The 26278-nt window shown below is 71.5% G+C and carries 24 protein-coding genes, 2 tRNA genes and 1 pseudogene; 15 read left to right on the top strand and 12 right to left on the bottom strand.

Translation table 11 applies throughout. The annotated features are described in order from the left end of the window. Positions 1-402: 402 nt before the first annotated feature. Positions 403-1722 (top strand): GH1 family beta-glucosidase, encoded by a 1320-nt coding sequence (locus GA0070620_RS32185; protein ID WP_091597551.1) that lies wholly within the window; start codon positions 403-405, stop codon positions 1720-1722. 127 nt (positions 1723-1849) lie between these two features. On the opposite strand, the gene GA0070620_RS32180 is transcribed toward GA0070620_RS32185, so the two are convergent. Next, positions 1850-2686: an NAD(P)H-binding protein gene (locus GA0070620_RS32180; RefSeq protein WP_091597548.1), complete on the bottom strand. Its 837-nt coding sequence runs from the start codon at positions 2684-2686 to the stop codon at positions 1850-1852. Between the two features lie 108 nt (positions 2687-2794). Between GA0070620_RS32180 and GA0070620_RS32175 the strand changes: the two genes are divergently transcribed. The 4 genes from GA0070620_RS32175 (at position 2795) to GA0070620_RS32160 (ending at position 4799) form a co-directional block, all read left to right on the top strand. After that, a complete protein-coding gene (locus tag GA0070620_RS32175) occupies positions 2795-3157 on the top strand; it encodes a winged helix-turn-helix transcriptional regulator (RefSeq protein ID WP_091597545.1) in 363 nt (120 codons plus the stop codon). A gap of 88 nt (positions 3158-3245) precedes the next feature. Beyond that, positions 3246-3318 (top strand) — tRNA-Gly (locus GA0070620_RS32170). Positions 3319-3328: 10 nt separating this feature from the next. Next, positions 3329-3403, top strand: a tRNA-Ser gene (locus GA0070620_RS32165). Between the two features lie 25 nt (positions 3404-3428). Continuing rightward, the gene (locus tag GA0070620_RS32160; protein ID WP_091597542.1) at positions 3429-4799 is read left to right on the top strand and encodes an SDR family NAD(P)-dependent oxidoreductase; all 1371 of its coding nucleotides are present in this window, start codon (positions 3429-3431) and stop codon (positions 4797-4799) included. 35 nt (positions 4800-4834) lie between these two features. Here GA0070620_RS32160 and GA0070620_RS33900 read toward each other — a convergent pair. After that, positions 4835-4975: pseudogene (locus tag GA0070620_RS33900) on the bottom strand (zinc-binding dehydrogenase); the annotation flags it as partial. A gap of 486 nt (positions 4976-5461) precedes the next feature. Between GA0070620_RS33900 and GA0070620_RS32150 the strand changes: the two are divergent. Together GA0070620_RS32150 and GA0070620_RS32145 are read left to right on the top strand one after the other, a co-directional pair. After that, positions 5462-6019, top strand: a complete 558-nt coding sequence (locus tag GA0070620_RS32150; RefSeq protein ID WP_091599764.1) for a DinB family protein — start codon at positions 5462-5464, stop codon at positions 6017-6019. A gap of 81 nt (positions 6020-6100) precedes the next feature. Further along, a complete protein-coding gene (locus GA0070620_RS32145; RefSeq protein ID WP_091597537.1) occupies positions 6101-7099 on the top strand; it encodes an alpha/beta hydrolase in 999 nt (332 codons plus the stop codon). A gap of 169 nt (positions 7100-7268) precedes the next feature. Here GA0070620_RS32145 and GA0070620_RS32140 read toward each other — a convergent pair whose 3' ends face one another. Further along, positions 7269-7772, bottom strand: coding sequence for a MarR family winged helix-turn-helix transcriptional regulator (locus GA0070620_RS32140; RefSeq protein WP_091597535.1), 504 nt, complete (start codon positions 7770-7772; stop codon positions 7269-7271). Between the two features lie 31 nt (positions 7773-7803). On the opposite strand from GA0070620_RS32140, the gene GA0070620_RS32135 reads away from it, so the two are divergent. Both GA0070620_RS32135 and GA0070620_RS33895 read left to right on the top strand, forming a co-directional pair. Beyond that, a complete protein-coding gene (locus GA0070620_RS32135; RefSeq protein WP_091597532.1) occupies positions 7804-8880 on the top strand; it encodes a bifunctional NAD(P)H-dependent oxidoreductase/GNAT family N-acetyltransferase in 1077 nt (358 codons plus the stop codon). 107 nt (positions 8881-8987) lie between these two features. Next, on the top strand, positions 8988-9113 hold the full coding sequence (locus GA0070620_RS33895; RefSeq protein WP_377519744.1) for a hypothetical protein: 126 nt from the start codon (positions 8988-8990) through the stop codon (positions 9111-9113). 50 nt (positions 9114-9163) lie between these two features. Here GA0070620_RS33895 and GA0070620_RS32130 read toward each other — a convergent pair whose 3' ends face one another. After that, positions 9164-10147 carry an NAD(P)-dependent alcohol dehydrogenase gene (locus tag GA0070620_RS32130; protein WP_091597529.1) on the bottom strand — a complete coding sequence of 328 codons (984 nt, stop codon included), beginning with the start codon at positions 10145-10147 and terminating at the stop codon, positions 9164-9166. A 110-nt stretch (positions 10148-10257) separates the two neighbouring features. Between GA0070620_RS32130 and GA0070620_RS32125 the strand changes: the two genes are divergently transcribed. After that, positions 10258-10974, top strand: coding sequence for a TetR/AcrR family transcriptional regulator (locus GA0070620_RS32125; protein WP_091597526.1), 717 nt, complete (start codon positions 10258-10260; stop codon positions 10972-10974). Between the two features lie 73 nt (positions 10975-11047). Here the strand turns inward: GA0070620_RS32125 and GA0070620_RS32120 are convergent, their stop codons facing one another. The 3 genes from GA0070620_RS32120 to GA0070620_RS32110 form a co-directional block, all read right to left on the bottom strand. Further along, positions 11048-11470 (bottom strand): roadblock/LC7 domain-containing protein, encoded by a 423-nt coding sequence (locus tag GA0070620_RS32120; protein ID WP_091597523.1) that lies wholly within the window; start codon positions 11468-11470, stop codon positions 11048-11050. Beyond that, a complete protein-coding gene (locus tag GA0070620_RS32115; protein WP_091597520.1) occupies positions 11467-13950 on the bottom strand; it encodes a sensor histidine kinase in 2484 nt (827 codons plus the stop codon). The genes GA0070620_RS32120 and GA0070620_RS32115 overlap by 4 nt, the downstream gene beginning before the upstream one ends. Positions 13951-14069: 119 nt before the next feature. Then, the gene (locus GA0070620_RS32110; RefSeq protein WP_091597517.1) at positions 14070-15461 is read right to left on the bottom strand and encodes an FGGY family carbohydrate kinase; all 1392 of its coding nucleotides are present in this window, start codon (positions 15459-15461) and stop codon (positions 14070-14072) included. Positions 15462-15715: 254 nt separating this feature from the next. On the opposite strand from GA0070620_RS32110, the gene GA0070620_RS32105 reads away from it, so the two are divergent. Beyond that, positions 15716-17653 carry an anthranilate synthase family protein gene (locus GA0070620_RS32105; RefSeq protein ID WP_091597515.1) on the top strand — a complete coding sequence of 646 codons (1938 nt, stop codon included), beginning with the start codon at positions 15716-15718 and terminating at the stop codon, positions 17651-17653. A gap of 73 nt (positions 17654-17726) precedes the next feature. Here GA0070620_RS32105 and wrbA read toward each other — a convergent pair whose 3' ends face one another. After that, positions 17727-18344 (bottom strand): NAD(P)H:quinone oxidoreductase, encoded by a 618-nt coding sequence (gene wrbA, locus GA0070620_RS32100; protein WP_091599762.1) that lies wholly within the window; start codon positions 18342-18344, stop codon positions 17727-17729. Between the two features lie 344 nt (positions 18345-18688). Continuing rightward, a complete protein-coding gene (locus GA0070620_RS32095) occupies positions 18689-19072 on the bottom strand; it encodes a hypothetical protein (RefSeq protein WP_091597512.1) in 384 nt (127 codons plus the stop codon). Between the two features lie 211 nt (positions 19073-19283). On the opposite strand from GA0070620_RS32095, the gene GA0070620_RS32090 reads away from it, so the two are divergent. The 4 genes from GA0070620_RS32090 to GA0070620_RS32075 all read left to right on the top strand — a co-directional run bounded on the left by GA0070620_RS32090 (position 19284) and on the right by GA0070620_RS32075 (position 23123). Continuing rightward, positions 19284-20384: a winged helix DNA-binding domain-containing protein gene (locus tag GA0070620_RS32090; protein ID WP_091597510.1), complete on the top strand. Its 1101-nt coding sequence runs from the start codon at positions 19284-19286 to the stop codon at positions 20382-20384. A gap of 213 nt (positions 20385-20597) precedes the next feature. Further along, complete coding sequence (locus GA0070620_RS32085; RefSeq protein ID WP_091597509.1) at positions 20598-21419, top strand: basic amino acid ABC transporter substrate-binding protein; 822 nt, start codon at positions 20598-20600, stop codon at positions 21417-21419. A gap of 67 nt (positions 21420-21486) precedes the next feature. After that, a complete protein-coding gene (locus GA0070620_RS32080; protein WP_091597506.1) occupies positions 21487-22281 on the top strand; it encodes an amino acid ABC transporter permease in 795 nt (264 codons plus the stop codon). Between the two features lie 5 nt (positions 22282-22286). Beyond that, positions 22287-23123 (top strand): amino acid ABC transporter ATP-binding protein, encoded by an 837-nt coding sequence (locus tag GA0070620_RS32075; RefSeq protein WP_091599759.1) that lies wholly within the window; start codon positions 22287-22289, stop codon positions 23121-23123. A gap of 81 nt (positions 23124-23204) precedes the next feature. Here GA0070620_RS32075 and GA0070620_RS32070 read toward each other — a convergent pair whose 3' ends face one another. The 3 genes from GA0070620_RS32070 to GA0070620_RS32060 are packed head-to-tail and all read right to left on the bottom strand — an operon-like array spanning position 23205 to position 26256. Further along, positions 23205-24413: an ABC transporter ATP-binding protein gene (locus GA0070620_RS32070; protein WP_091597504.1), complete on the bottom strand. Its 1209-nt coding sequence runs from the start codon at positions 24411-24413 to the stop codon at positions 23205-23207. Positions 24414-24422: 9 nt separating this feature from the next. Then, entirely contained in the window at positions 24423-25259 is an 837-nt protein-coding gene (locus tag GA0070620_RS32065) for a carbohydrate ABC transporter permease (protein WP_091597501.1), read from the bottom strand. A gap of 1 nt (position 25260) precedes the next feature. Beyond that, positions 25261-26256, bottom strand: a complete 996-nt coding sequence (locus tag GA0070620_RS32060) for a carbohydrate ABC transporter permease (protein ID WP_091597499.1) — start codon at positions 26254-26256, stop codon at positions 25261-25263. Between the last annotated feature and the right edge of the window lie 22 nt (positions 26257-26278).

Here is a 26278-nt window from a genome sequence, read left to right as displayed (position 1 = left end):
TCGCAACTGTCGATGGGAGCGCTTCCATCGACGAAGGTGCACACAGAAGATCGCCGGAAACCTGTCCCGAACAGGACCGGAGACGCCAGCCCCGAGGGCTGGCGGCGGGCCAGCCCGGACGCCGCCGCCAGCCGTCCCACCCACGGAGGGAGGTGGAACCGAAAGCCACTCGCGTGGCCCGGCTCCCGCGCGACACGACCGGCAGGACGCCAATTCCGCCCGGACGTGTGCAGCAACGGTGGGGACGGGGGTTGCCCTCCCCCGTCCCCACACTAATGCCCGACACAGAACGGGAGAAGGGGCCGACGGGACAGGCGCACCACACCCGGCCGGCGGAGCCTGCCCTATGCTGGGAGCGCTCCCGGCTCGGCCGGTGGTCGCGCCAATCCACGAGGAGAACAGATGTCGATGCTCACCTTCCCCCCCGACTTCGGCTGGGGCGCGGCCACCTCGGCCTACCAGATCGAGGGGGCGGCCAAGGAGGACGGCCGGGGCGAGTCCGTGTGGGACGTCTTCAGCCGCACACCCGGGCGCACCCGCAACGGTGACACCGGCGAGGTCGCCGCCGACCACTACCACCGCTACCGCGACGACCTCGACCTGATGCGCGACCTCGGCCTGCGCAGCTACCGCTTCTCCATCTCCTGGCCGCGCATCCAGCCCGACGGCAACGGCGCACCCAACCAGCGGGGACTCGACTTCTACCGCCGCCTTATCGACGGCCTGCACGAGCGGGGCATCGCCCCGATGGCCACCCTCTTCCACTGGGACCTGCCCCAGGCGCTGCAGGACCAGGGCGGCTGGGAGGCGCGGGACACCGCCTACCGCTTCGCCGACTACGCTGATGCCGTCTTCCGGGCCCTCGGCGACCGCGTCCCCACCTGGCTCACCATGAACGAGCCCAAGACGGTGGTCCAGAACGGTTACCTCTCCGGACACCACGCCCCCGGCCGGCAGGACCCCGACGCCGCCTACCTGGTCGCCCACCACCTCCAGCTCGCCCACGGGCTGGCCGTACGGGCGCTGCGCGCCGCCGGCGGCGGCCGCATCGGCCCGGCGCTGAACCTGCACCCCTGCTACCCCGCCGACGACACCGCCGAAGCGGCCGCGGCCACCCGCCTCTACGACGGCTACGAGAACCGGCTCTACCTCGACCCGATCTTCACCGGCCGCTACCCGCAGGACGTGCTGGACGACCTCGGGCCCGACAGCCGCATGGTGCGCGGCATCGCCGACGGCGACCTCGCCATCATCTCCTCGCCCGTCGACCTGCTCGCCGTGCAGTACTACACGCCGCTCTACGTCACCGCCGCCGGCGGCACCGTCACCCGGTGGCCCACGTCCGAGGCTCAGTGGCAGCAGATCCACCCCGACGGCATGTACGACATCCTCACCCGGGTCACCCGCGACTACGGGCCGGTGCCGCTGACCATCACCGAGAACGGGCTGCCCACCCCGGACACCCTCGCCGCCGACGGCACCGTCGACGACAGCGCCCGGGTCACCTTCCTGCGCGACCACCTCGCCGCCGTCCACCGCGCGATCAGCGACGGGGTGCCGCTGGAGAGCTTCCACGTCTGGTCGCTGCTGGACAACTTCGAGTGGGACGCGGGGTACGAGCAGCGCTGGGGCATCGTCTACGTCGACTACCCCACCCAACGGCGCGTCCTCAAGCGCAGCGCCCACTGGTACCGCACGGTGATCGCCGACAACGGCCTCTGAGGTGTGCGCCTCGGCACGGCGCCGGTCTCGCCGGTGACCGGGCGGGTGGATCGACAGCCTCGATCCACCCGCCCACGCCCGCGTCGCGCACGAGTTCAACGACCGCCTCGGCTCGCCGGAGGACGCCTCAGCGGAAGGCATCGATGTTTCGCGCCGCCCACTCGGCGAAGGGCCGCGGCGATCGCCCGAGGACCGTTGCCACGTCGGGGCTGATCCGCTGCTCCTGTTCGGTGGGCGCGCCGAGGATCGCCAGCGTCCCCTCGACCACCGGCGGCGGCATGAACCGCAGCATCTGCTCGCGGGCCTCGTCGGGCGTCTGCTCGACGAAGTCGATCGGCTCGCCGAGCGCGGTGGCGAGTTCCGCGACTCGTTGGCGCGGCGTGCTGAGCGCCGGACCGGTCAGCTCGTACGTACGACCCTCGTGGGCACCGTCGAGGACGACGGCGGCCACCTCGGCGATGTCGTCCGGGTCGACCACGGGAAGACCGACGTCGCCGAAGGGTGCGGCCACCATCCGCCCGGCCCGGACCGGTTCGACCCACGCGAAGGCGTTGGAGGCGAACCCGCCGGGACGCAGGATCGTCCAGCCGAGGCCGGACCGGCGTACGACCTCCTCGATGGCGTGCAGCGGCGCGTGCGACGCCACCCCCGGCCGGGTGCCGACCGCCTGCGAGGACTGCAGCACGATCCGCTTCACCCCGGCGGCCGTGGCGACCCGCAGGATCTCGGGCACATCGAGGCCCGCCCCGGCGCCCTCGACGAGCAGGAACATCGCCTCGGCGCCGGCGAGCGCCGGTCGCAGGCTCTCCGGCTCGTGAAGATCTGCGCGGTGGTGACGAACTCCGTCCGGCACCGCGACCGGGCGTCGGCCACGGGACACCGCCGTCACCGCGGCGCCCGACGCGGCGAGGCGCGACACCAGGGTCCGGCCGACGTTTCCGGTGGCGCCTGTCACGACAAACATGGGTGTATCTCCCGTTCCACCACGTCGTTCGCGTGGTTGAGGGAGACGCTAGTGGCGTCGGTATAGTAGGTACCTAGAGGATAGTAATGGCTTTGTGACGGAGGGCACATGGAACGGTCGGCGGACCCCGAGCTGGCGTGCCCGATCGCGCCGGTCGTAGATATCGTCTTCAGTCGATGGACCACACCCATCCTGTGGACCCTTCACCAGCACGGTCGGCAACGGTTCGTGGAGCTGGAACGCCGGCTGACCAGCATCACGCCGAAGGTGCTCACGCAGCGGCTGCGGCAGCTCGAACGCGACGGGCTCGTCGCCCGCACCTACCACGCCGAGGTGCCGCCGCGAGTCGAATACGAGATCACCGAACTGGGCGGCAGCCTCGCCCCCCTCTTCGCCCACCTGGCCACCTGGGCCGACAGTCACCTCACCGACGTGGACCAGGCCCGGCAGGCCTACGACGCCGCCCGGTGAGCCCGCGCCGACTCCTCGACGGCCGGGCGCGCACGGCGGATTACCCGTTGGCGGCGTGGTGATCAAGTCGCTAGCATGCCGTGCGGTGGGACCTGTAGCGCAGGGGTAGTCGCGCCGCCCTTCCATGGCGGAGGATGCCGGTTCGAGTCCGGTCGGGTCCCACCCTGCCGGGTGGTCGGTAGCGCAGAGGTCGACGCGCCGTACTGCTCATGCGGAGGACGCCGGTTCGAATCCGGCCCGTCCACGCCGGTGTGCCGAGGGCGGAGAGGCGATGAACGGCGACGAGGTCGAGAAAGCGCTGCGGGTACTCGGCGACATCCGCGCGCTACCCGTCGACGATCCGATCCGCCAACGGGTTCAGCGCGCGGTCGACGGACTGCTCAAGGATGCCCAGCGGCAGCGGCGCGCCAAGCGTCGCCGGCAGACCGCGGCCGCTGACCGGGCTGTCCTCGCCGCCGCGGCCACTGGCGCGGTGGACCGGGCCGAGGGTGTACCGGTGATCCCGAAGGCGCCGCGGTCGACCGAGGTGGACGGTGTGGGCCGGACCCGTCGGGAGCGCCGGTGTTACGCCTGCCGCGACCGGTTCCGCACCATCGACGTTCTCTACCACGCGCTCTGCCCCAGCTGCGCCGAGCTGCACCGGTGGCATCGGGACGCCCGTACGGATCTGACCGGCCGACGGGCAGTAGTGACCGGCGGCCGGGTCAAGATCGGCTATCAGGTGGCGTTGAAGCTGCTGCGCGACGGAGCCGCCGTCACGGTGGTGACCCGGTTTCCGGCGGACGCCGCCCGCCGCTACGCGCGGGAGCCGGATGCCGCCACGTGGCTGACGTCGCTACGGGTCATCGGCGCGGACCTACGGGACCCGCGCCAGGTGCTGGACCTCGCGGACCGGTTGACCGAGGGCCGCAGCCAGCTGGACATTCTGGTCAACAACGCGGCCCAGACGGTACGGCGGCCGACCTGGGCGTACCAGCCGCTGGTGGCCGCGGAGCTGCTGGCCGTCCGCGAGGGGACGGCGGTGGAGTCCGTGGCCGGCTATCGGCCAGGTGGCGCGCCGCCCGAGTGGAGCGCTGCCCTCGCCGCCGTCACCGACGCGCCCGGCGGGGACCTTGCCCAGCTCACCGACGCGACCGGCGCGTTGGTCGTCCCCGGGGTTGCGAACTCCTGGACCGCCAAGATCGGCCAGGTCGACCCGGTGGAGCTGCTGGAGGTGCAACTGGTCAACGTGGTGGCACCGTTCCTGCTCGTCGACCGACTGCGCCCGGTGTTGACCGCACCCGGGCCCGGCCGTCGGTACGTGGTGAACGTCAGCGGCCGGGAGGGCTGGTTCGGCGAGAAGGGAACAGGACCCGAACGACACCCGCACACCTCGGTCAGCAAGGCAGCGCTGAACATGCTCACCCGGGTCGGGGCCGCAGACCTGGCCCGACACCAGGTGTACATGTGCGGCGTCGACACCGGTTGGATCACCGACGAGAACCCGGCAGCGCTCAAGGCGCGTCGGGCCGCCGCCGGCTGGCGACCACCGCTGGACGTCGTCGACGCCGCCGCGCGGATCTACCATCCCATCGTCAGCGGCGAGGCTGGCGCGCCGCTGCACGGCGTACTGCTCAAGAACTACGCCGTCGTCCCGTGGTAGATCATTGATCCAGCGCTTCAGACGGTGATGACGACCTACGCGCTGGCGTGCTCACCTTCGAGGTAGCGCATCGCCTCGGGCATCTCGTGCAGGGCATAGGTGCGGTCGATGACCGGGGTGAGACGGCCGGCGTCGGCGTAGGCGGCGAGCGCATCGAGGTGCTCGCGGCTGGGCGCGGCGGAGAACGTGACGATAGGCGTCGATGGTGCGCGCCGCCCACTCGGCGAAGGGCCGTGGCGATCGTCCGAGGACCGCCGCCACGTCGGGGCTGACCCGCTGCTCCCGTTCGCTCGGCGCGCCGAGGATCGCCAGCGTCCCCTCGACCACCGGCGGCGGCATGAACCGCAGCATCTGCTCGCGGGCCTCCTCGGGCGTCTGCTCGTCGAAGTCGATCGGCGCACCGATCGCGGCGGCGAACTCCGCGGCGCGTTGACGTGGCGTGTCAGCACCCGGACCGATCGGTTCGTACGTGCGAGCCTCGTGGGCGCCGTGCAGGGCGACGGCGGCCACCTCGGCGATGTCGTCCGGGTCGACCACGGGAAGACCGACCTCGCCGCAGCGCCCGACTCGGCGAGGAGCGGCACCAGGGTCCGGCCGATGCGAGTGCCGGCATCGCGATTTGCCGATGAGCGGTAGACGAGCGGCTGGCTATGCTGCCGGCCATGAGCGAAGCTTCTCCGCGGCCTTCCCCGTCGTCGGCCTCCATCGAGGCCGACGCCCTATTGTCAGTTCTCGAACGCAACCGGCGCACCTTCGCCTGGAAGACGTCCGGACTCGACGAGAAGGGCCTGCGCGCGACCACGGCCGCCAGTGCTATGACCCTCGGTGGTCTGGTCAAGCATGTGGCGTTGGTCGAGGCAGACTGGCTGGCCGTCAAGCTCGCCGGGCAGGAGTACGGAGCCCCGTGGGACACCGTAGATTTCGACGCCGACCCTGACTGGGAATGGCGCACGGGGGCGCTGGACTCTCCGGAAGATGTCTACGCGGTGTGGCGAGACGCTGTCGAGCGTTCGCGCGAACTCGTGGCTGAGGTCATCAAGGAGCGCGGGCTCGACGGGTCGGCGTCCTTCACCTGGCCGGACGGCCGCACGCCTACGGTCCGCGCCATGCTCCTGGACATGGTTGAGGAGTACGCACGACACACCGGCCACGCGGACATCCTCCGAGAGGCAGTGGACGGTCGCGTGGGCGAAGGCGCGCCCGCGGACTTCACCATCTAGACGTCCTCGACTGCCGCCGAGTGTGCGCGGATCTGCCGAATTGAGGATGTTTCAGTCGGGAAGTGACCGTGTCTGCCGAGAATGGCGGGGCACCGGGACTGTGGTCAGTATCCTTCCAGCCGGCTGCGGTGGATCCTGCTGCCGGCTGCGAAAGTGGTCCGTGCAGCAGTGTGCTTGACTGCCGGCGTGGAGCTGTCCATCGATGCCGGTGACGTGTCTCTACCCGCCACACTGGACGTGCCGCCCGTCGGGCCGGCGCGCGGTGCGGTGGTCGTCCTGCACGGCTCTGCCATGCCGCAGCGCTCGTACTTCCTGTATGAGCATTTGGCGCGCGAGCTTCCGCGAGCCGGTGTCGCGGTGCTGCGTTTCGACCGCCGCCCGCGTGAGCACGGCGACGTGCCGTTCGCCGTGCAGGCCGACGACACGGTGGCGGCCGTTGCCGAGTTGCGCCGCCGGATGGGCGACGTCCCGGTGGGACTGTGGGGCTGGAGCCAGGGCACCTGGCCCGCGTCGGCGGTCGCGGCCCGCCGGCCCGAACTGGTCGCCCTCCTGGTGCTGGTGGCCAGCAGCGGCGTGAGCCCGGCGGTTCAGATGCGGTACGGAACGGCGCAGCAGCTGCTCCAGCGTGGCTACGGCGACGCCGACCTCGCCGAGTTGGCCCGCCTACGTGAGGCGCTCGAAGGCGCCGTCCGCGGTCACATCGACCGCGCGACCGCCCAGGCGGTCGTGGACCGCTACGCCGACAGGCCGTGGTTCCCGCTCGCGCACGTCCCGCGTGATCTGCTCGGCCACCCCGGTACGTGGGAGGACATGGACTACGACCCGCAGCCGGTCATCGCGCAGGTGAACTGCCCGACGCTGCTGTTCTACGGCGAATCCGACGAGTGGACCCCAGCCGAGGACAGCATCGCCGTGTGGCGGCGTGTCGCCGGTACCAACGATTTGACCATCCACCGGCTCACCGACTGCACCCACCTGCCCACCCGCGGCGGTGCCGAAACCCTCGAATCCGTCAGCTCCGACTACACCAGCACGCTGCTCGGCTGGATAGGCGAGCGGATCAGCCATAAACCAAAGTGACGTAGGAACGATAGTCACCTGCACGGATTTGCCGCGCTCCGCGTGCAAGTATCGTTACGCCAAGCTGGCCTGGATGCCGTCCAGACGCGTACCGATGGGTGCACAGCCCGGCGGTGCGGGCGCAACACGTCCGCTCTCAGCCGAGATGAGTGCGTTTGTCCATCGACGATCATGCCGACGGGTGCTGTTTGGGTGGTCCGTCGTCGCCGGTCAGGGGTTCCTTCAGTTTCCGGTCGATCTGTTCGATGGCGATGAGGTCTTCCGGAGCGAGCCGGTCGATGAAGTGGTGTCGTACTGATTCGACGTGGGCTGGCGCGGCGTTGGCGAGTGTGTCCAGCCCGTGCGCCGTGAGTGCGAGGAGGCAGCCTCTGCCGTCGGTCGGGTCGGGTGCGCGCTGCAGGAGGCCGCGGGCTTCCATCCGGGTGGCGTGCCGGGACAGCCGACTGCGTGACCAGCCCATCTTGTCGGCCTGTCTTCCCAGGGTGCTGGTGTGGTCGGGCTGCTCCGACAGCGTGCTGAGTACTTCGTAGTCAGGTTCGGACAGGCCGACCGCGGCTAGGTCGTGCGCCGTGCCGGTCTGCACGGCGACCATTACCCGCAGGAACGCCCGCCACGCCCGCTCCTCGTCAGGGTTCAACCAGCGTACCGTCCCGGCCGGCGGATTAGTTGACATGTAATCAACCTAGCACCTAAAATTCGTTTCCATGTCAATGAAACCGGCTCGTGTCCTCGTCCTGACGTCCAGCACCCGCCCCGGCGCGCTCGGCCCCGCCGTGGGTCAGTGGCTGATCGAGGCGATCACCCCTCGCGCCGCAGAACTCGGCGTCGAGCTTGTGCCGGTGGCCCTCAGCGATCTGAACCTGCCGTTCCTCGACGAAGAGGAACACCCGTCGTCGGGTGCCTACCGACACGAGCACACCCGTCGGTGGAGCGCGCTTGTCGACGCGGCGGACGGGTTCATCGCGGTCACGCCGGAGTACAACTACGGGATGCCAGCCACCCTGAAGAACGCGCTGGACTACCTCAGCCGCGAATGGGCATGGAAGCCGATCGGTTTCGTCAGCTACGGCCACACGTCGGCGGGCACCCGGTCGGTGCAGCACGCCAAGCAGGTGGTGACCACGCTGCGCCTGGTTCCGTTGGGCGCCACGGTCGCGATCCGCATCGGTGACGCAACGGAGAACGGTCGGCTGCGGCCCGATGCGGCCCGCGACACGGCGGGTATCGGCCTGCTGGACGAACTTGTCCGGGTCGCCCACGCCCTACGGCCGATGCGCGAACGCGCTGGAGCCGGGGCCCTGTCCGGACCGTTGCCAGGGTCCTACGTGAGACAGCTGACCCCCGACGACGCGCCCGAGGTCACCGTGCTGCAGCGGTGCTGCTGGGTGGACGAGGCCGTCGCCAACGACACCATGGCCATACCAGCCCTGCACGAGTCCCTCGAAGAGGTACGTGACTGGCTTGCGACCTGGCACACCACGGGCATCTGGCTGGACGGCCGACTGCTCGGCATGGTGCGGGCCCATCGCGTCGACACCGACTGGCATGTCGGTCGGCTCGCCGTCGTGCCCGACCTGCGAGGCAAGGGGCTGGGCCGGTGGCTGCTCCACACCGCCGAAGCTGCCGCACAACCGGATTGTCGCCGCATCCTGCTGTTCACCGGCGCCAAGAGCCTGCGGAATATCGGCCTCTACCACAGCGAGGGTTACCTGTCGCTACCTCTCGCCCACCCTGACGGAATCACCTGCCTTACCAAGGACCTACCCGTTAGCCAGCGCTGACGCTGCCGGTCCATCGAACCCCTAGTCCGGTGCGCGCTCATGCCGCTGTCCGGGCGCGGCTGCTTGGAGCACAAGCTGGCGCAGCGCGGAGACGCGGGCCTCGACGAGTGGGAGTCGCCCACGTTGAGCACGCCGGAGGCGAGCGGGCGGTGGAGGCGGGCAAGCCGCAGATCGAACAGGGCAAGATCTCCGGCCCGGACGTCGTCGCCCGCTATGCCGCCGCCATCGCATAGCCGACCCCCACGGTTCCGCCGGGCCTGGGGAGAAGACCAAGTCCGCTTCGTCAGACGGTGATGACGACTTTTGCCCGGGCGTGTTCGCCTTCGAGGTAGCGCATCGCCTCGGGCACCTCGTGCAGGGCATAGGTGCGGTCGATGACCGGGGTGAGACGGCCGGCGTCGGCGTAGGCGGCGAGCGTGTCGAGGTGTTCCCGGCTGGGCAGCGCCGACAGCGTGACGATGCGGTGTCGGACGAGGGGGGCCAGCAGCCGTCCGCGCACGATGAGTCCGATCGGTCCGATGACGCTGCCGCCGCGGTAGACACCGCCGCCGGAGAGCACCAGCGTCCCGGTCGGGGTCAGTGCCCGCCGCAGCGCGCCGAGCGTACGGTTGCCGACCAGGTCGAGGACGACGTCGTGGCGGCGGGTGCCGTCGGCGAAGTCCTCGCGGCTGTAGTCGACGACGTGGTCGGCGCCCAGGGAGCGCACCAGGTCGACGTTGCGGGTGCGGCACACCGCGGTCACGGTCGCGCCGAGCGCCTTGGCGAGTTGGACGGCGAGGGTGCCGACGCCGCCGGACGCGCCGTTGACGAGGACGCGCTGGCCGGGCTCGACCCGAGCGGTGTCGCGCAGGCCCATGAGCGCGGTGGTGCCGGCGAGCGGCAGGGCGGCCGCCTGCTGCGGGGTCAGGCTGGCCGGTGTCGGCGCGACCGCGGTCTCGGGCACGCGGACGTACTCGGCGAACGCGCCGTTGGCCTCGCCGAGGTCGCCGAAGACGGGGTCGCCGGGGCGCAGCTGTCGTACGTGGGCGCCGACGGCCTCGACCCGGCCGGCGAAGTCGCGGCCGCGGATGCGCGCGCGGGGCCGCGACGGGCCCATCGCGAGCCGCGCCAGCAGGGGGTCGCCGCGCATGGCGTGCCAGTCGTACGCGTTGAGCGCGGCGGCCTCGACCCGGACGAGCACCTCGTCGGGGCCGGGCACCGGCACGGGGACCTCGGCGAGCGTGAGCGTCTCGGGCGGTCCGTATCGGTCCTGGACGATCGCTTTCATCTTCCCCTCCCCTCGGTGTACGGCGTACACCTCTGGCATCAGAGTAGGTGTACGCCGTACACCGGTCAAGGGCGTTAAGGTTCCAACGACCACCGGAAGACGAGGACCAGATGGCTGAGCAGGCTGAAACGCTGCGCCGGACGCCGCTGAGCAGGGACCGGATCCTGCGTGCCGCCGTCGCGCTCGCCGACGAGACCGGGATCGAATCGCTGAGCATGCGCAACCTCGCCCAGGACCTGGGCGTCGTGCCGATGGCCCTCTACAAGCACGTCGCCGGAAAGGACGACCTGCTCGACGGCATGATCGACGTGGTCGTCGGCGAGATCGACCCACCGGTGCCGGGGACCGGCTGGAAGCACACGATCCGCCGGCGGATCCTCTCCGCACGGCAGGTGCTGCGCCGCCACCCCTGGGCGCCGCTCGCGATCGAGTCGCGGAACATGGCCACCCCGGCGGTCCTCGCGTACCTCGACGCGATGGTCGCGACGTTGCGGGCCGGCGGACTCTCCGCCGACCTCGCCCATCACGTGATGCACGCCCTGGGCAGCCGGATCCTCGGCTTCAGCCAGGAACTGTTCGACGACTCCCGGCGCGCCGGCCGCTCCGGCGCCACCGACCCGGCGCCACCGGCAGCTCTACCGCCGGAGGTCGCCGCCCGGTTCCCGCACCTCGCGGAGATCGCCGGGGCGGCCTCGCACGACGACGACTCGGTCGTGGGTCAGGGCTGCGACGACCAGTTCGAGTTCGAGTTCGCGCTGGACCTGCTGCTCGACGGCATCGAGCGGCTGCACCAGCGAGGCTGGACCTCCTCGGGCCCGCACCGCTGACCCGGCGAGCACGAAGCCTGCCCCGAGAGGCGTTGCCCGGTCCCGGGCCGGACCGACCCGGGACCGGCCACGGTCACCGGGGCAGCGCCTGCTGCAACTCCGCCCGCAGCGCCGGGGTGAGCATCTCCCCCGCCTGCTTGGCCAGCCGGGCCATCTCGTAGCCGACCACGCCGATGTCGGCGTCCGACGCGGCGAGGGTGGCCAGGATCGAACCGTCACGCACCTGCATGACCAGGAAGTAGCCGCGGCCCATCTCCACCACGGTCTGCTTGACCACATCCCCGTCGAACATCTGCGCGGCACCCGAGGTGATGCTCATCAGCCCGGAGGTCACCGCGGCGAGCTTGTCCGCGTGGTCCCGGGGCAGGTGGTCGGAGATCGCCACCAGCAACCCGTCCGAGGAGACCACCACCGCGTGCGCGACCCCCGGCACCCGCTCGGCGAAGCCGCTGACCAGCCAGCTCAGGTCCCGCGCCTCCTGGCTCAACGTCGTCACTGTCGTCCCTCCTCGCTGTGCCCACCACCGAGCGGCGGCACGGGTATCTCAGTCGTGTCCTCGGCCTCGGCGCGCCGCACCCCACCGTAGAGGCGGGAGAGCATGCCGCCGACCGCCGCCGGATCCGGATCGTGCCGGGCCGCCGGCGCCGGCTCCGGCCGCGCCGAACGGGTCACCGCGGCGAGCTGCGCCATCGGCACCCGCACCGGCAGTCCCCGCGCGCTGGTGCCGCCGATCACCGGGGCCGCCGGCGGCGCGGGCGGCCCCGCCTGGACCGGTGTGGACGGTCCCTGCCGGGACCACCATCCACCGCCCCCCGACGGTACGGACGCCGCCGGAGCGAGCACGTCCTCGGCGCGTACCGGAACCGGGCGGGCCTGGCGCGGCACCGCCACCGGTGGGCGACCCGCCACCGGCAGATCCACGGCGGCGGCCGGCCCCGCCGTCACCATCCGCGGCGGCGGCTCCTCGCTCACCGGCGGCGCGGGCGCCAGCAGGTCCGCCGGCAGCCGGATCACCGCCACCAGGCCGTCCTCCCCGCCGTGCAGCCGCACCCGAACACCCAGCCGGGACGCCAGATGGCTGACCACGAACAGACCCATCCGCTCCACCGCGGCGACGTCGGCCGCCGGCGGGGTGGCGAGCACCTCGTTCGCCTGGGTCAGCGCGCTCGGACTCATCCCCAGACCCCGGTCGACGATCTCGATGACGGCGCCCGACTCCTCCTCGCGCGCGCTCACCGACACCAGCGTGTCCGGCCGGGAGAAGGCGGTCGCGTTCTCCAGCAACTCCGCGAACAGGTGCACCAGCTCGCCCACCACGTGACCCACGACGTGCAGGTCGGCGACCGACTCGTGCCGGACCCGCGGGTACTGCTCGATCTCCGCGGCCGCGGCCAGCAACATCGTGTTCAACCCGACCGGACGCTGCCAGCGTCGGGTGGACTCGGTGCCGGCGAGCACCAACAGGCTCTCGTCGTTACGGCGCATACGCGCGGCGAGATGGTCCAGCTTGAACAGGTTCTCCAGCTGATCCGGGCTGCTCTCCTCGCGCTCCAGCTCGTCGAGCAGCTCCAACTGCCGCTCCACCAGCACCTGACTGCGCCGGGCCAGGTTGACGAACATCGCGTTGACGTTGCGGCGCATCAGCGCCTGCTCCACCGCGACGCTGACCGCGCTGCGGTGCACGGCGACGAACGCCTCGGCCAGCTCACCCATCTCGTCCAACGAACGGACCACCGCCGGCGCCACCGAGATCTCCGGCACGCCACCGGTGACCGTCCGCAGCCGGTCCAGGGCCTCCGGCAGCTCCACCTGCGCGATCCGCAGCGCCTGACTGCGCAGCAGCCGCATCGAGCGGGCCAACGACCGACCGATGAGGACGGAGATGAGCACCGCCACCAGCAGCACCGCGACGATGCCGCCGACCACCAGCAGCGTGTCCCGCAGCTGGCGCGAGCTGACCTCGTCGGCCTGCGCCACCGCGTCCTCCAGCACCCCCGCCTCGGTCTGCCGCAGCAGCTCCTGACGCCCCTCGCTGGCCGACCACCACTGCTCCGCCGGCAGCACCACCGGCACCGTCTCACCGACCGGCAGAGTCCGTTCCTCCATGCGGGCCGCGTCGACGAACGCCGGGTCCAGCGTCGTCTGGTCGTAGCGGCGGATCTGCTCGCTGGTCGCCGCCACGCGGAACGCGCCGAGCGCGGTCAGTTGCTGCGCGCGCAGGTCGGACAGGACGACCTGACCCTCCGGACCGTACCCGCCGCCGCGCGCGGCGGCGTAGAGCTGCGACCGGATGCGCGAGGACAACTCCTTGACCCGGGCTAGCTGCACGTAGCGCAGCACCGCGTCGCTGAGCGCCGGATGGTCCGGCCCGGGCGTGGGCTCGGCCAGCAGGTTGAGCAGCGCGTCGACGGCCCGGTGGTAGTTGCTCAGGATCGTGTCGCTGTTGAGCACCGCCGGCGGCACCGTCGCCCGGATGGACACGACCTGCTCGTACGCCTCCAGCACCTCCGAGTAGGCCACCCGCCAGGACGCGTCCGCGTCCGCCAACGGCTCGGCCGCCCGACGTAGGTCCACGATGGCCTGATCCGTCGCCCGGTGCAGCGGCGCCAACGCCGCGGTCGCCTCGTCACGCCGTGGGCCGCTGCCGTCGCGGCGCAGCGCCGCCAACTCACCGGCCGAGCGGTCCCGCTCCTGCTGCAGCCGGTGCACCACCACGGCGATCTCCCGACCGATGCCGACCTGCTCGGCGAAGTCACTCAGCGCGGTGGTCTGCCCGACCAGGGCACGGGTCTGCACACCCGCGAGCACGAGGAACGCCACCGATGGGATGACCAGCACCGCCGCGAGCTTCGTACGCATCCGCCAGTCGCGCAGCCGCAGCGGAGAGCGCCGCCGGTGGGGCACGACCCGGACGTCGAAGCGGCGTCGACGATGGTGGGACACCGCGCCCCGCGCCGGGTCCGCACCTGTGCCCACACCTGCCTCCTCGTCCCCTCGCGTCCACCGCGCCCGGGGAGCGGATCCCATCCAACCAGGCCCGGGAGCGGTGTCAACGGCCCGAACGAGGCAGGTGTTCCGGAAGGATACTGCGGACCCTACTGTCCTGTCGTGGTCGGCGGAACCGAGTCATCCATCCGGCCGATGTCGGCCAACTCGACGGCCTCTCCGAACCGGCCGAGCGCCACCAGAGCCGCACCCGTAGCGCCGATCTCCGGGTTGCGTTGGTGCGACACCGACCGCGGGGCCAGCGCCGTGGCGAACGCCTGCCGCCACCACACCGACGCGGCCACCGCGCCACCACCGAGCACCACCTCCACCTGCCGGTCGACGGTGGACTCCAGCACCGTCAGGTCCTCGGCCACCAGCTCGCACAGGCCCTGCATGAGACCGGCGAGGATGTCCACCGCGGTGGTGCCGAAGCTCAGGCCGCGCAGCTGACCGGTGCCGGCCGGCGCCAGACCCGGCGGGCGGTCACCGCCGAAGCGGGGATCCGTGGGCAGTCCACCCCCGGCCGGCACCAGCGCCAACGCCGCGTCCAGCTCGGCGCCCGACGGCAGCCGCAGCTCCCGGTTCGCCCAGGCGAACAGGTTGCCGCCGGAGGAATAGGCGGCCCCCGTCACCACGTGGTCGTGGTCGACGCGGTAACGCCACAACCGCTGCGGCAGGTACGGCAGCTGCGCGCCGGCCGGCACCCGCTGCATCAGCCGTACGGCCGCCGACGTGCCCACCGTCACCGCCGCCCGGCTCTCGTCCACACACCCCGAGCCCACGTTCGACGCCCCACCGTCGCCCACCGGCGCCGACCAGCGGGCCTCGGCGAGCGCCGGCCAACGCTTCGCGTACTCGGGACGCAGCCGGCCCTGCCAGTCCAGTGGTGCCAGCGCCGGCAGCACGTCCGCACCGGCGCCGGCCAACGCCAGCGCCTCCTCGTCCCAGGTGAGGGTGCTCAGGTCCAGCAGACCCGTCCCCGACGCCTGCGAGATGGACATCGGCGCCTCGTCCAGAAGCTCGCCCAACACGAACTCCGGCAGACCGGCGAAACGGGCCACCCGGGCACCGGAGCGCTCCCGCACCCACGGCAGCCGCACCGACCAGTACGAGCGGTGCCACCACGTGCCGGTGCGCTGGTGGAAGTCCTCCGCGTCGGCCGGGCCCCGCGCCGACGGCAACGGCGCCGGCCGGGTGTCCAGCCACGTCAGCACCGGCCCGAGCGGCTCACCCGCGGCGTCCAGCGGGACCACCGAGTGCCACTGTGCGGAGACCGCGACCAGGCCCACCTCGTGCAGGTGCCCGCCCTCGGACAACTCGTCCAGGCACTCCAGCAGGCACGCCAGGTAGCCCGGGCCGACCAGGGTGCCCGTGCCGTCGTCACCGATGGCCAGGCTCACCTTGCGCCGCGCCAGCGCACCTGGCATCGGCTGGGTGTCCGCGTCCAGCACCAGGCCGCGCACCGAGGAGGTGCCCAGGTCGAGCGCGAGAATGTTCATCGCCGGTCAAACTACCCGCTCCACCTGCGGGACGAGACGGGTCGGGCCCCGCGTCCGCCGGATCGGCTTCCCCACCGCCGCGCCGCCACGTAGGGTGGTGCCATGCTCGCGTACCCGACCTGCTGGTGGCCCGCCGACCCGGCGGCCACCTCCCGCGCGTAGCTTTCCCACGCGGCCGCCCATCGAGGCGGTCGCCGGGTCTCCCGGCCCCCGGGCCGCCCCCACCGGCGGCGCCCGGCCTTCAGGAGACTCCGATGACCCACCTGCACGACCTGCTCGCCGCGGTGTCCCGCGGCACCGACCCCGGCCCGTTCGCCCTGGTCCGCCGCGCCGACGCCGACCAGCTGGAGCTGTTCACCGGCGCCACCCGCACCGTCGACCGGCTGGCCGACATCCCCCTGCCCGAGGGCGTGTCCGGGCCCCGCACGCTGGCCCTGGTCCCCTACCGGCAGATCACCGAACGCGGCTTCGCCTGCGTCGACGACGGCACCCCCCTGGAATGCCTACTGGTCACCGGGCACGAACGGGTCGACCTGGCCGAGGCCCTGGCCGCCCTGCCCGACCGGCCCGTACGCACCACCGACGCGGCCTTCGACATCGGCGACGACGAGTACGCGGCGACCGTCGGCCGGGTGCTCGCCGACGAGATCGGCCACGGTGAGGGCGCCAACTTCGTCATCCACCGCACCCTGACCGCGACCGTGCAGGACCCACCCCTGGCCGCCGCCCTCGCCGCGCTGCGCCGACTGCTGGTCAACGAGCGCGGCGCCTACTGGACCTTCGTCGTGCACACCGGCACCCGGACGCTCGTCGGCGCCAGCCCGGAACGACACGTCAGCGTCGACGACGGCCTCGTCATGATGAACCCGATCAGCGGCACCTTCCGACACACCGGCACGACGCCCGACCACGACGCCCTGCTGCGCTTCCTCGCCGACCCCAAGGAGGTCGAGGAGCTGTACATGGTGCTCGACGAGGAGCTGAAGATGATGGCCACCGTCGCCGAGCACGGCGGCCAGGTCGTCGGCCCCTACCTCAAGGAGATGTCCCACCTGGCGCACACCGAGTACCTGCTCGCCGGGCGGGGCACCCGCGACGTCCGCGAGGTGCTGCGCGAGACGATGTTCGCGCCCACCGTCACCGGCAGCCCCATGGAGAACGCCTGCCGGGTGATCGCCCGGCACGAACGCACCGGCCGCCGCTACTACGCCGGCGTGCTCGCGCTGCTCGGCCACGACGACGCCGGCCGGCAGACCCTCGACGCGCCGATCCTCATCCGCACCGCCGAGATCTCCCCCACCGGGGCGCTGCGCGTGCCGGTCGGCGCCACCCTCGTGCGGCACTCGACCGCCGCCGGCGAGGTCGCCGAGACCCACGCCAAGGCCGCCGCCGTGCTCGCCGCCCTCGGACTCGGCCCCCAGGCGGCCACCGCCGGCCGGGAGCCGACGGCCCGGCTCGCCGACGACCCCCGGGTACGGGCCGCGCTCGCCGCCCGCAACGCGCCGCTGGCCCGCTTCTGGCTCGACCAGCGGGCGCCGGGCGCGGCCGAACGGCGCGAGCTCGTCGGCCGCCGCGTGCTCATCGTCGACGGTGAGGACACCTTCACCGGGATGCTGGCCCACCAACTGCGGGCGCTCGGCCTCACCGTGACGCTGCGGCCCTGGCACACCCCGGGCACCATCCGGGCGTACGACCTGGTGCTGGTCGGCCCCGGCCCGGGCGACCCGGGCAGCGCGACCGACCCCAAGATGGCGGCGCTGCGCGCGCTGCTGACCGACCTGCTCGCGCACGGGCAACCGACCCTCGCGGTCTGCCTCGGCCACCAACTGCTCGCCGGGCTGCTCGGCCTTCCGGCGCACCGCCGCGACGCCCCCTACCAGGGCCTGCAACGGCAGATCAGGATCTTCGGTGCGCCCCGCCGGGTCGGCTTCTACGCCACATTCACCGCCCGTGCCGACGCCGACCGGCTCGACACCGCGTACGGCCCGGTGGAGCTGGCCCGCGACGAGGACGACGGGGCCGTGCACGCGCTGCGCGGACGCGGCTTCGCCGGGATGCAGTTCCACCCGGAGTCGGTGCTCAGCCCGGACGGCCTGACCGTGCTGGCCGACCTGCTGGGGTGGCTGCTGCCACCTGCCGGCACGCCGGTCGGTTCGGGCCTGACCGGCACCACCACGGCCGACGGCGCATGAGGCCGTCCGCCACGGGGTAGGGCTGCGATACCGGTGGCCGATCGGGCCGAGAGTCCCCGGCCGGCCACCGGGCTCAGCCGGCGAGGCCCTTCTTCACCGCCGTACCGATCTGCACGGCCCGGCGAGCGGTCAGCGCGGTGGCGGTCAGCGCGATGTCGTCCGGCGCGACCTCACCGTTGTTGCTCGTGTGCGACGCCCCGTACGGGTTGCCGGCGATGAACTGGCTGGTGTCGGTGTAACCGGGGGTGACCACGATCCCGCCCCAGTGGTAGAACACGTTGAACATCGACAGCAGCGTCGCCTCCTGGCCACCGTGGCTGGTGCCGGTCGTGCAGAAGCCCGCGTACACCTTGTTGACCAGGGCGCCCTGCGCCCACAGCGGCCCGCTGGTGTCGATGAACTGCTTGAGCTGCGCCGCCATCACCCCGTACCGGGTGGGCGTCCCGAAGATCACCACGTCGGCCCAGGACAGGTCGTCGAGTTGCGCCTCGGGCACGTCCTGGGTCTCCAGGTGGTGCGCCTGCCAGCCGGAGTTGGAGCGGATCGCCTCGGCCGGCGCCAACTCGCGCACCTTGCGCAGGCGTACGTCCGCGCCCGCGTCCCCGGCGGCCTCGCAGGCCGCCTGCGCCATCTGGTACGTGGTACCGGTGGCGCTGTAGTAGATCACCGCGACCTTGACCTGGGCCATCAGATGGGTCCCCTTCCCGACTCGGATCAGGCTCCCGCGACTACCCGCTGCCGGAGGCGGAAAACGCCGCACCGGCACGCCCGAGAGGGCGTGCCGGAAACTTTTCGCCAGTTTGCTTGTCGCAACTCAAGATTTCCGCAAATTCCGATGCCTAGCGTCCCGGTACGCCCGGCCGGCGGGGATCCTGGTCCCACCGGTGCCGGCGGGAGCCCACCGCCGCCCCCGCACCGGTGCACCTGAACGGGGGATCGCGCTTCGCCGTCAACGATGCTGGCGCAGCGCGATCAGGGGCCCGAGAGGGTGCACACGGCGGTCCCGCCCGGCGTGCGTGCACCCTCCCCTGCCCGTCAGCTGACCCGTGAGCGCAGGTCGTCGACCTGCTCCTGCAGCCGGTCCACCGCGCCCTCGTTGTTGAGGAACGTGGTGATGCCGGCGATGAAGACCAGACCGAGGATCAGCGCGATGATGCTGAGGACGAGACCTCCGATCGTCACGCTCCGCCCGGTCACGTTGGGTCGGGCGGACATCCGCAGCCCGAAGACGCCGACGATGATCCCGATGATGCCGAGGATGATCCCGGCCCACGCGAGGATCGCGGTCAGCACACAGATCAGGGCGGACACGCCGAACACCAGGGCGAAGGTCGCGGCGGTGCTGGTCTTGGCCGGGGTGCGATCGGCCCGGGACCGGGCGGGCGCGCCTCCCCGCATCGGCTCGCTGGACGCAGTCATGACTCTCCCTCCCGCACGCGCGGCGCGCGCACTTCCGCTCGGCGCATCCCCGCTGCTTCGGTCCTTATGCCTGGGGGTCCTGGCGGGGTCGCCGCCCGGGCAGGGCGGACCGGCGGGCGGCGCACCGCCCAGCCGTGGCCGCGGGGCCGATGGGACGTAAGTGTCGGAGGGTGCGCCTAGGCTGGGCGACGGACCTGACGAAAGGCGACCGATGCCGGTGCGGCTCACCGCGAGCGAGGCGCTCGACCTGCGGATGACCAGCCTGCTGCTGCGCCCGCACCCCGGCGTCGCGCCGGGCACGGTCGCCGACGTGGTGCAGTGGTTCGGCGCCATGCAGGCCCAGGACCTGGCCAGCGGCCTCTGGTCCCTCGGCGCCCGACTGCCCGGTTTCACCCAGGCCGACGTGCGGGCCGCGCTGGAACGGCGGGAGGCCCTGCGCACCTGGCCGATGCGGGGCACCGTCCACCTCGTCCCCTCCCGCGACGCGCGGTGGATGCTGGAGTTGACCGGCGTGCGCACGCTGGCCGCCGCGGCGACCCGCCGCGCCGCCCTCGGTCTCACCGACGCCGACGCGGATCGCGCGCTGGACGTGCTCGGGGCGGCCCTCGCCGGCGGCGGCCGACTCACCCGCGCCGAGTGCCTGGCCCGGCTCGCCGCGGCCGGCATCGGCGTCGACGGTCAGCGCGGCTACCACCTGTTGTCGCACGCGAGCCTGTCCGGCGTGACCTGCCTCGCGCCCAACGTCGGCACCGAGCAGACGTTCGCGCTGCTCGACGAGTGGGCGCCGGCCCCGCACCGGCCCGACCGGGACGAGGCACTGGCCCTGCTCGCCCGTCGTTACCTGCGCTCCCACGGCCCGGTCACCGACCGGGAGTTCGCCGGTTGGACGGGGCTGACGCTCACCGACGCCCGCCGCGGGCTGGCCGCGGCCGGCGACGTCCTCGCCACCGTCGAGGTCGACGCGGTGGCGATGCTCGTCGACGCCGCGCTGCTCGACGCGCCCCGGGCCGCGGTCGACGACCTGCTGGTGCTGCCCGGCTTCGACGAGTACCTGCTCGGCTACCGGGACCGCACGCTGATGCTCGACCCGGCGCACCGCGAGGCGGTGGTCCCGGGCGGCAACGGTGTCTTCCAGGCCACCGTGGTCCATAGGGGCCGGGTGGTGGGCACGTGGAAGCGCACGATCGGCGCCCGCCGGGTCACGGTTGCCGTGCGTCCGCTGGCCCCGCTCGACCGACCCCGCGTCGAGCGGGCCCTCGGTCACTACGCGCGGTTTCTCGACCTGCCGCTGCGCGTCGACTGGCCGGCCTGAGGGCGAGGCGCGCGCGACCTGAATGGGAGGCGGTTATCTCCCCTGTCGCAGGGTTCGCGCCGAACGCCCGGTTCGCGGGGTGTGACGGTCGCAGCTTCGATCCCCCCAGCCCGACTTGATCTTGGTTCGCATCCGCTGATCAGGTAGCGTCCCCCCACACACCGTTTGGTGAATGCTGGTTGCCCGTACGGGGGCTGAATCGGAGGACGCAGCGTGACTTTCCATCGCGCAGCCCGCAAGGCAGGACTCGTCGCGGCCGTCGCCGCGCTCGCACTGAGCGCCGCCGGATGCGCCAAGAAGGACGAGGGTGAGGTCCAGGCCGGCGGGGTCAAGCTCGTCGAGAAGGGCGCGCTGACCGTCTGCACCCACCTGCCGTACGCGCCGTTCCAGTCCAAGGACGCCGGCGGCAAGGTCGTCGGGTTCGACGTCGACGTGATGGACCTGGTCGCCAAGGATCTGGGCGTCGAACAGAAGATCGTCGACACCCCGTTCGAGGGGATCAAGTCCGGCCAGGACCTGAACACCGGCAAGTGCGACGCGGCCGCCGCCGGCATGACGATCACCGAAGAGCGGCAGAAGGTGATGAACTTCTCCGACCCGTACTTCGACGCGACGCAGGCGATGCTGGTCAAGACGGGCAAGGCGTACAAGTCGCTCGACGACCTCAAGGGCAAGAAGCTCGGCGTCCAGGCCTCCACCACCGGCCGCGACTACGCCAAGAAGTTCGAGCAGGAGAAGGACCTCCAGCTCGTCGAGTTCGAGGACCTCGCCGCCCTGCAGCAGGCCCTCGCCAACGGCCAGGTCGAGGCCGCCATCAACGACCTGCCGGTCTGGACCGAGTACATCAAGGACAACCCGGGCGGGTTCGAGGTGACGGCGGAGTTCGACACCGGCGAGCAGTACGGCTTCTCGGTGAAGAAGGACGCCAACCCGGAGCTGCTCAAGAAGATCAACGAGGTGCTGGCCAAGGCCAAGCAGGACGGCACCTACGACAAGATCTACGAGAAGTGGATCGGCAAGCAGCCGGCCAAGTGATCGCAAGCTGTGGCAGGAGGGCGCGCGCGGGTCGCGCGCCCTCCGCGTGCGTGAGGAGCATCGAACCGTGAAGCTGCGGCGCCGTCAGCGGGAGCGGCTGTCCCTCTGGCTCCAGTACCTGGCCTTCGTCGTCGTCGTCGCCGCGGTGGCCTTCGCCGCGGACTGGGGCCGGCTCGGCGAGGCCTTCTTCCGCGTCGACATCATCAAGTCGATGTTCCCGACGGTCATCACCGTCGCGCTGCGCAACACGGTCCTCTACACGCTGGGCGCGTTCGCCTTCGGCCTCGTGTTCGGCACCATCCTCGCCCTGATGCGGCTGTCCCGGGTGGCCCCGTACCGCTGGCTGGCGACGGCCTATATCGAGCTGTTCCGGGGCCTGCCCGCGCTCCTGGTGCTCTTCCTCGTCGGGTACGGCATCCCCATCGCCTTCCCCGAGCGGGAGATCCCGGGTGGCGTGTTCGGTTCGATCGCGATCGGTCTCGGCCTGACCGCCGCCGCCTACATGGCGGAGACCATCCGGGCCGGCATCCAGGCGGTGCCCCGCGGCCAGATGGAGGCGGCGCGCACCCTCGGCATGTCGCACTTCACCGCGATGCGCACGATCGTCATCCCGCAGGCGTTCCGGATCGTGATCCCCCCGCTGACGAACGAACTCATCCTGCTCACCAAGGACTCGTCGCTCGCCTACGTGCTGGGCGTGACGGCGCAGACCATCGAGATCACCAAGTTCGGCCGGGACACGCTCAACGACCGGGTGAACGCCACGCCACTGCTGGTCGCCGGCTTCACCTATCTGATCATCACCCTGCCCCTGTCCCAGGTGGTACGCCGCCTCGAACTCCGCTACGCCAAGGCCCGGTGATCCGCATGACCACCCCCTCCCGGCCCGCCGTCGAGATCCGCGACCTGCACAAGTCCTTCGGCCCGCTCGAGGTGCTCAAGGGCATCGACTTCGAGGTCGGCCACGGCGAGGTCGTCTGCGTCATCGGGCCCTCCGGCTCCGGCAAGTCGACGCTGCTGCGCTGCGTCAATCTCCTGGAGGAGCCGACCGCCGGCAAGATCTGGGTGAACGGGACCGAGATGACCGACCCGGACGTCGAGATCGACGCGGTACGCCGCGGCATCGGCATGGTCTTCCAGTCGTTCAACCTCTTCCCGCACCTGACCGTGCTCAACAACCTCACCATCGCGCAGCGCCGGGTGCTGCGGCGCGGCCGCGCCGAGGCCGAGCGGATCGCGCGGGCGAACCTGGAGCGGGTCGGCCTCTCCGACAAGGCCGACGCGTTCCCGGCGCAGCTCTCCGGCGGCCAGCAGCAGCGGGCGGCGATCGCCCGGTCGCTGTCCATGGAACCCAAGCTGATGCTGTTCGACGAGCCGACCTCCGCGCTCGACCCGGAACTCGTCGGCGACGTGCTCACCGTCATGCGCACGCTCGCCGAGGACGGCATGACGATGATGGTGGTCACCCACGAGATGGCGTTCGCCCGCGACGTCGCCGACCGGGTCGTGTTCATGGACGGCGGCGTGGTGGTCGAGCAGGGACCGCCGCAGGAGGTGCTCGGCGCGCCGCGGCACGAACGGACCCGCTCGTTCCTCTCCCGGGTCCTCGACCCGACCCACGTCGCGCAGCTCGGTCAGCCCGACCAGTCCGGCGAGCCGGCGCAGCCGCCCCACCTGCCGGCCGACGACCGCCACGGCGTCTGACGCCCAGACCCGCCCCGCGCGGGCGGGACGACGCGGCGGGCCGGCGGGGTCAGCACCCCACCCGGCCCGCGCGAGCGGTCGTCAGTCGGCCAGCGCGCCCGCGGCCCGACCCTCGTGCAGGGTCAGGTTGCGGCCGTCGGACGGGTCGAACAGGTGGATTTTCTCCAGGTTGAACCAGACCCGCCGGTTCCCACCCTCGGTCACCGGCGACTCCGCCGACAGCCGGGTCACCAGGTTGGCGCCGGCGCCGGTGAAGTCGGCCGCCCCCGCGTCGGCGGCCAACTCCTCCAGCTCGGCGGCGCTGGCCCGCTCCCCCTCGACGGTGAAGTAGACGTACTTGTCCGAGCCCATCGACTCGACGATCTCCACCGGCGCCTCGAACTCCATGCCCCGGCGACGGGTGTCGTCGTCGACCAGCTCGGCGTCCTCGAAGTGCTCCGGCCGGATGCCCAGGATCAGCTCCCGGGGCGCGTCGGCGCCCGCCAACTGCCGGCGCACCCGGTCGCCGAGGGGCACGTCACCCAGGGCGGTCCGCAGCCGGCCGTCCTCGACCGCGGCGTGCAGGAAGTTCATCGACGGCGAGCCGATGAACCCGGCCACGAACAGGTTGCGGGGGTGGTCGTACAGCTCCTGCGGCGGCCCGACCTGCTGCACCGCGCCGCCGCGCATGATGACCACCCGGTCGCCGAGGGTCATCGCCTCGGTCTGGTCGTGCGTGACGTAGACGGTCGTCGTGCCGAGCTGCTTCTGCAGGCGGGACACCACCGTACGCATCTGCACCCGCAGCTTGGCGTCCAGGTTGGACAGCGGCTCGTCCATCAGGAAGGCCTTGGGCTGGCGGACGATCGCCCGGCCCATCGCCACCCGCTGCCGCTGGCCGCCGGAGAGGTTGGCCGGCTTACGGTCCAGCAGCGCGCTCAACTCCAGGACCTTCGCCGCCTCGTCCACCTTCGCGTTGATGGTCTCCTTGTCGAGCTTCGCCAGTCGCAGCGGAAACGCCATGTTCTCCCGCACCGTCATGTTCGGGTAGAGCGCGTACGACTGGAAGACCATGGCGATGTCCCGGTCCCGGGGCGCCTTGTCGTTGACCCGCTCGCCGCCGATGCGCAGCTCACCGGAGCTGATGTCCTCCAGTCCGGCGATCATGTTGAGCGTGGTGGACTTACCGCAGCCGGAGGGTCCCACCAGGATCACGAACTCGCCGTCGGCGATCTCCAGGTCGACGTCGCGCACCGCGACGGTTCCGTCCGGGAAGCTCTTGCTCACCTTGTCGAGCACGATGTCAGCCACGACTACCACCTATCCCTTGACTGCGCCGGAGGTCAGGCCGGAGACGATGCGGCGCTGGAAGAAGAGCACGAACAGGATGATCGGAACGGTGATCACCACCGCGGCGGCGCAGATGGCCCCGGTGGGGTCCTCGAACTGCGACGCGCCGGTGAAGAACGACAGCGCGGCCGGCACCGTGCGGGAGCGCTCGGTGGAGGTCAGCGAGATCGCGAACAGGAAGTCGTTCCAGCAGAAGATGAACACCAGGATCGCCGTGGTGAACAGCCCCGGCGCGGCCAGCGGCGCGATCACCCGACGGAACGCCTGCCCCTGCGTCGCGCCGTCCATCTTCGCCGCCTTCTCCAGGTCCCACGGGATCTGCTTGAAGAACGCCGACAGTGTGTAGATCGCCAGCGGCAGCGCGAAGGTGATGTACGGCAGGATCAGCCCCGGCCACGTGTCGAAGAGCCCGAGCTGGCGCTCGATCTCGAACAGCGGCGACACCAGCGACACCTGCGGGAACATCGCGATCAGCAGGGAGACGCCGACCAGCAGGCGCTTGCCGGGGAAGTCCAGCCGGGAGATCGCGTACGCGGCCATGGCGCCGAGCACCACCGCGATCGTGGTGGCGATCAGCGCGATGCCGATCGAGTTGACCAGGGCGCGGACGAACTGGTCGGTCGCGAAGATCGTCCGGTAGTTCTCCAGCGTCCACTCACGGGGAATGAACTTCCCGTCGGTGAGCGTGGCCGGGGTCTTGAACGACAGCGAGGCGATCCACAGCACCGGGATCAGCGCGAAGACGACCACGATGACGTCCAGCAGGCCCCACCGCAGCTTCGCCCGGGTGGTGGTTTCGGTTGCCATCTCAACGCCTCTCGTCGTCCGAGCTGCCGGGGGCAGCGGTGCCGAAGAGCTTCACGAACACGAACGCGATGATCGCCACGGTGAGGAAGATCAGGACCGACATCGTCGAGCCGATGCCGAGGTTCAGGCCCCGGATCAGGTTGTTGTAGGCGAGCATCGACACCGACGACGTCTCGTTCGCGCCCGACGTGAGGATGAAGATGTTGTCGAACACGCGGAACGCGTCGAGGGTGCGGAACAGCAGCGCCACGAGGATCGCCGGCTTCATCACCGGCAGCATCACCTTGGTGAACCGCTGCCAGGCGGTCGCGCCGTCGGTGGAGGCCGCCTTGAGCAGGTCCTCCGGCACCAGCGCCAGGCCGGCCATCAGCAGCAGCGCCATGAACGGGGTGGTCTTCCAGATCTCGGCGAGCATGATGATCGCCAGCGAGCTGGCCCGCTCGGTCAACGGCGCGCCGTCGCTGAACAGGTTGGCCAGGTAGCCGGTGCCGGGCGTCCACGCGTACCGCCAGGAGAAGGCGGCGACGACCGTGACGATGCCGTACGGGATCAGCGCCGAGGTCCGGACGAGGCCCCGCCCGACCAGGGTCCGGTGCATGATCAGGGCCAGCCCCATGCCGAGCACCAGCTCGACCGCGACGGTGACCACGGTGATCAGCGCGGTCACCCCGAACGCGGTCCACCAGAACTCGTTGGTCAGCACCGTCACGTAGTTCTCCAGCCCGATGAACTCGCGCTGGTCGGGGAAGCGCAGGTCGAAACGCTGCAACGACAGCCAGACCGAGTAGATGATCGGGTACGCGGTGACGGCCAGCATGACCAGCGCGGCGGGTGCGCAGAGCAGCCACCCGAGCCGCCGCTCGGCCTTCTTGTTCTCGCTCAGCGGTGCCCGGCGCCGCCGGTCGCGCTGGGCGGGCACGGCAGCGTGCCGGCCGGTACCGGTGGTGGTCTCCTCGGCGGTGGCGTCCGCGCCCGCCGGCGTGGCGTTCACGCTCATGACGTCGCCTCCCTACGGTCGG

It is taken from the genome of Micromonospora krabiensis (assembly GCF_900091425.1).
In the GTDB taxonomy this organism is placed as follows: domain Bacteria; phylum Actinomycetota; class Actinomycetes; order Mycobacteriales; family Micromonosporaceae; genus Micromonospora; species Micromonospora krabiensis.
Note: the sequence above shows the minus strand (reverse complement) of the source record. Positions and strands in the feature narration are given on the sequence as shown.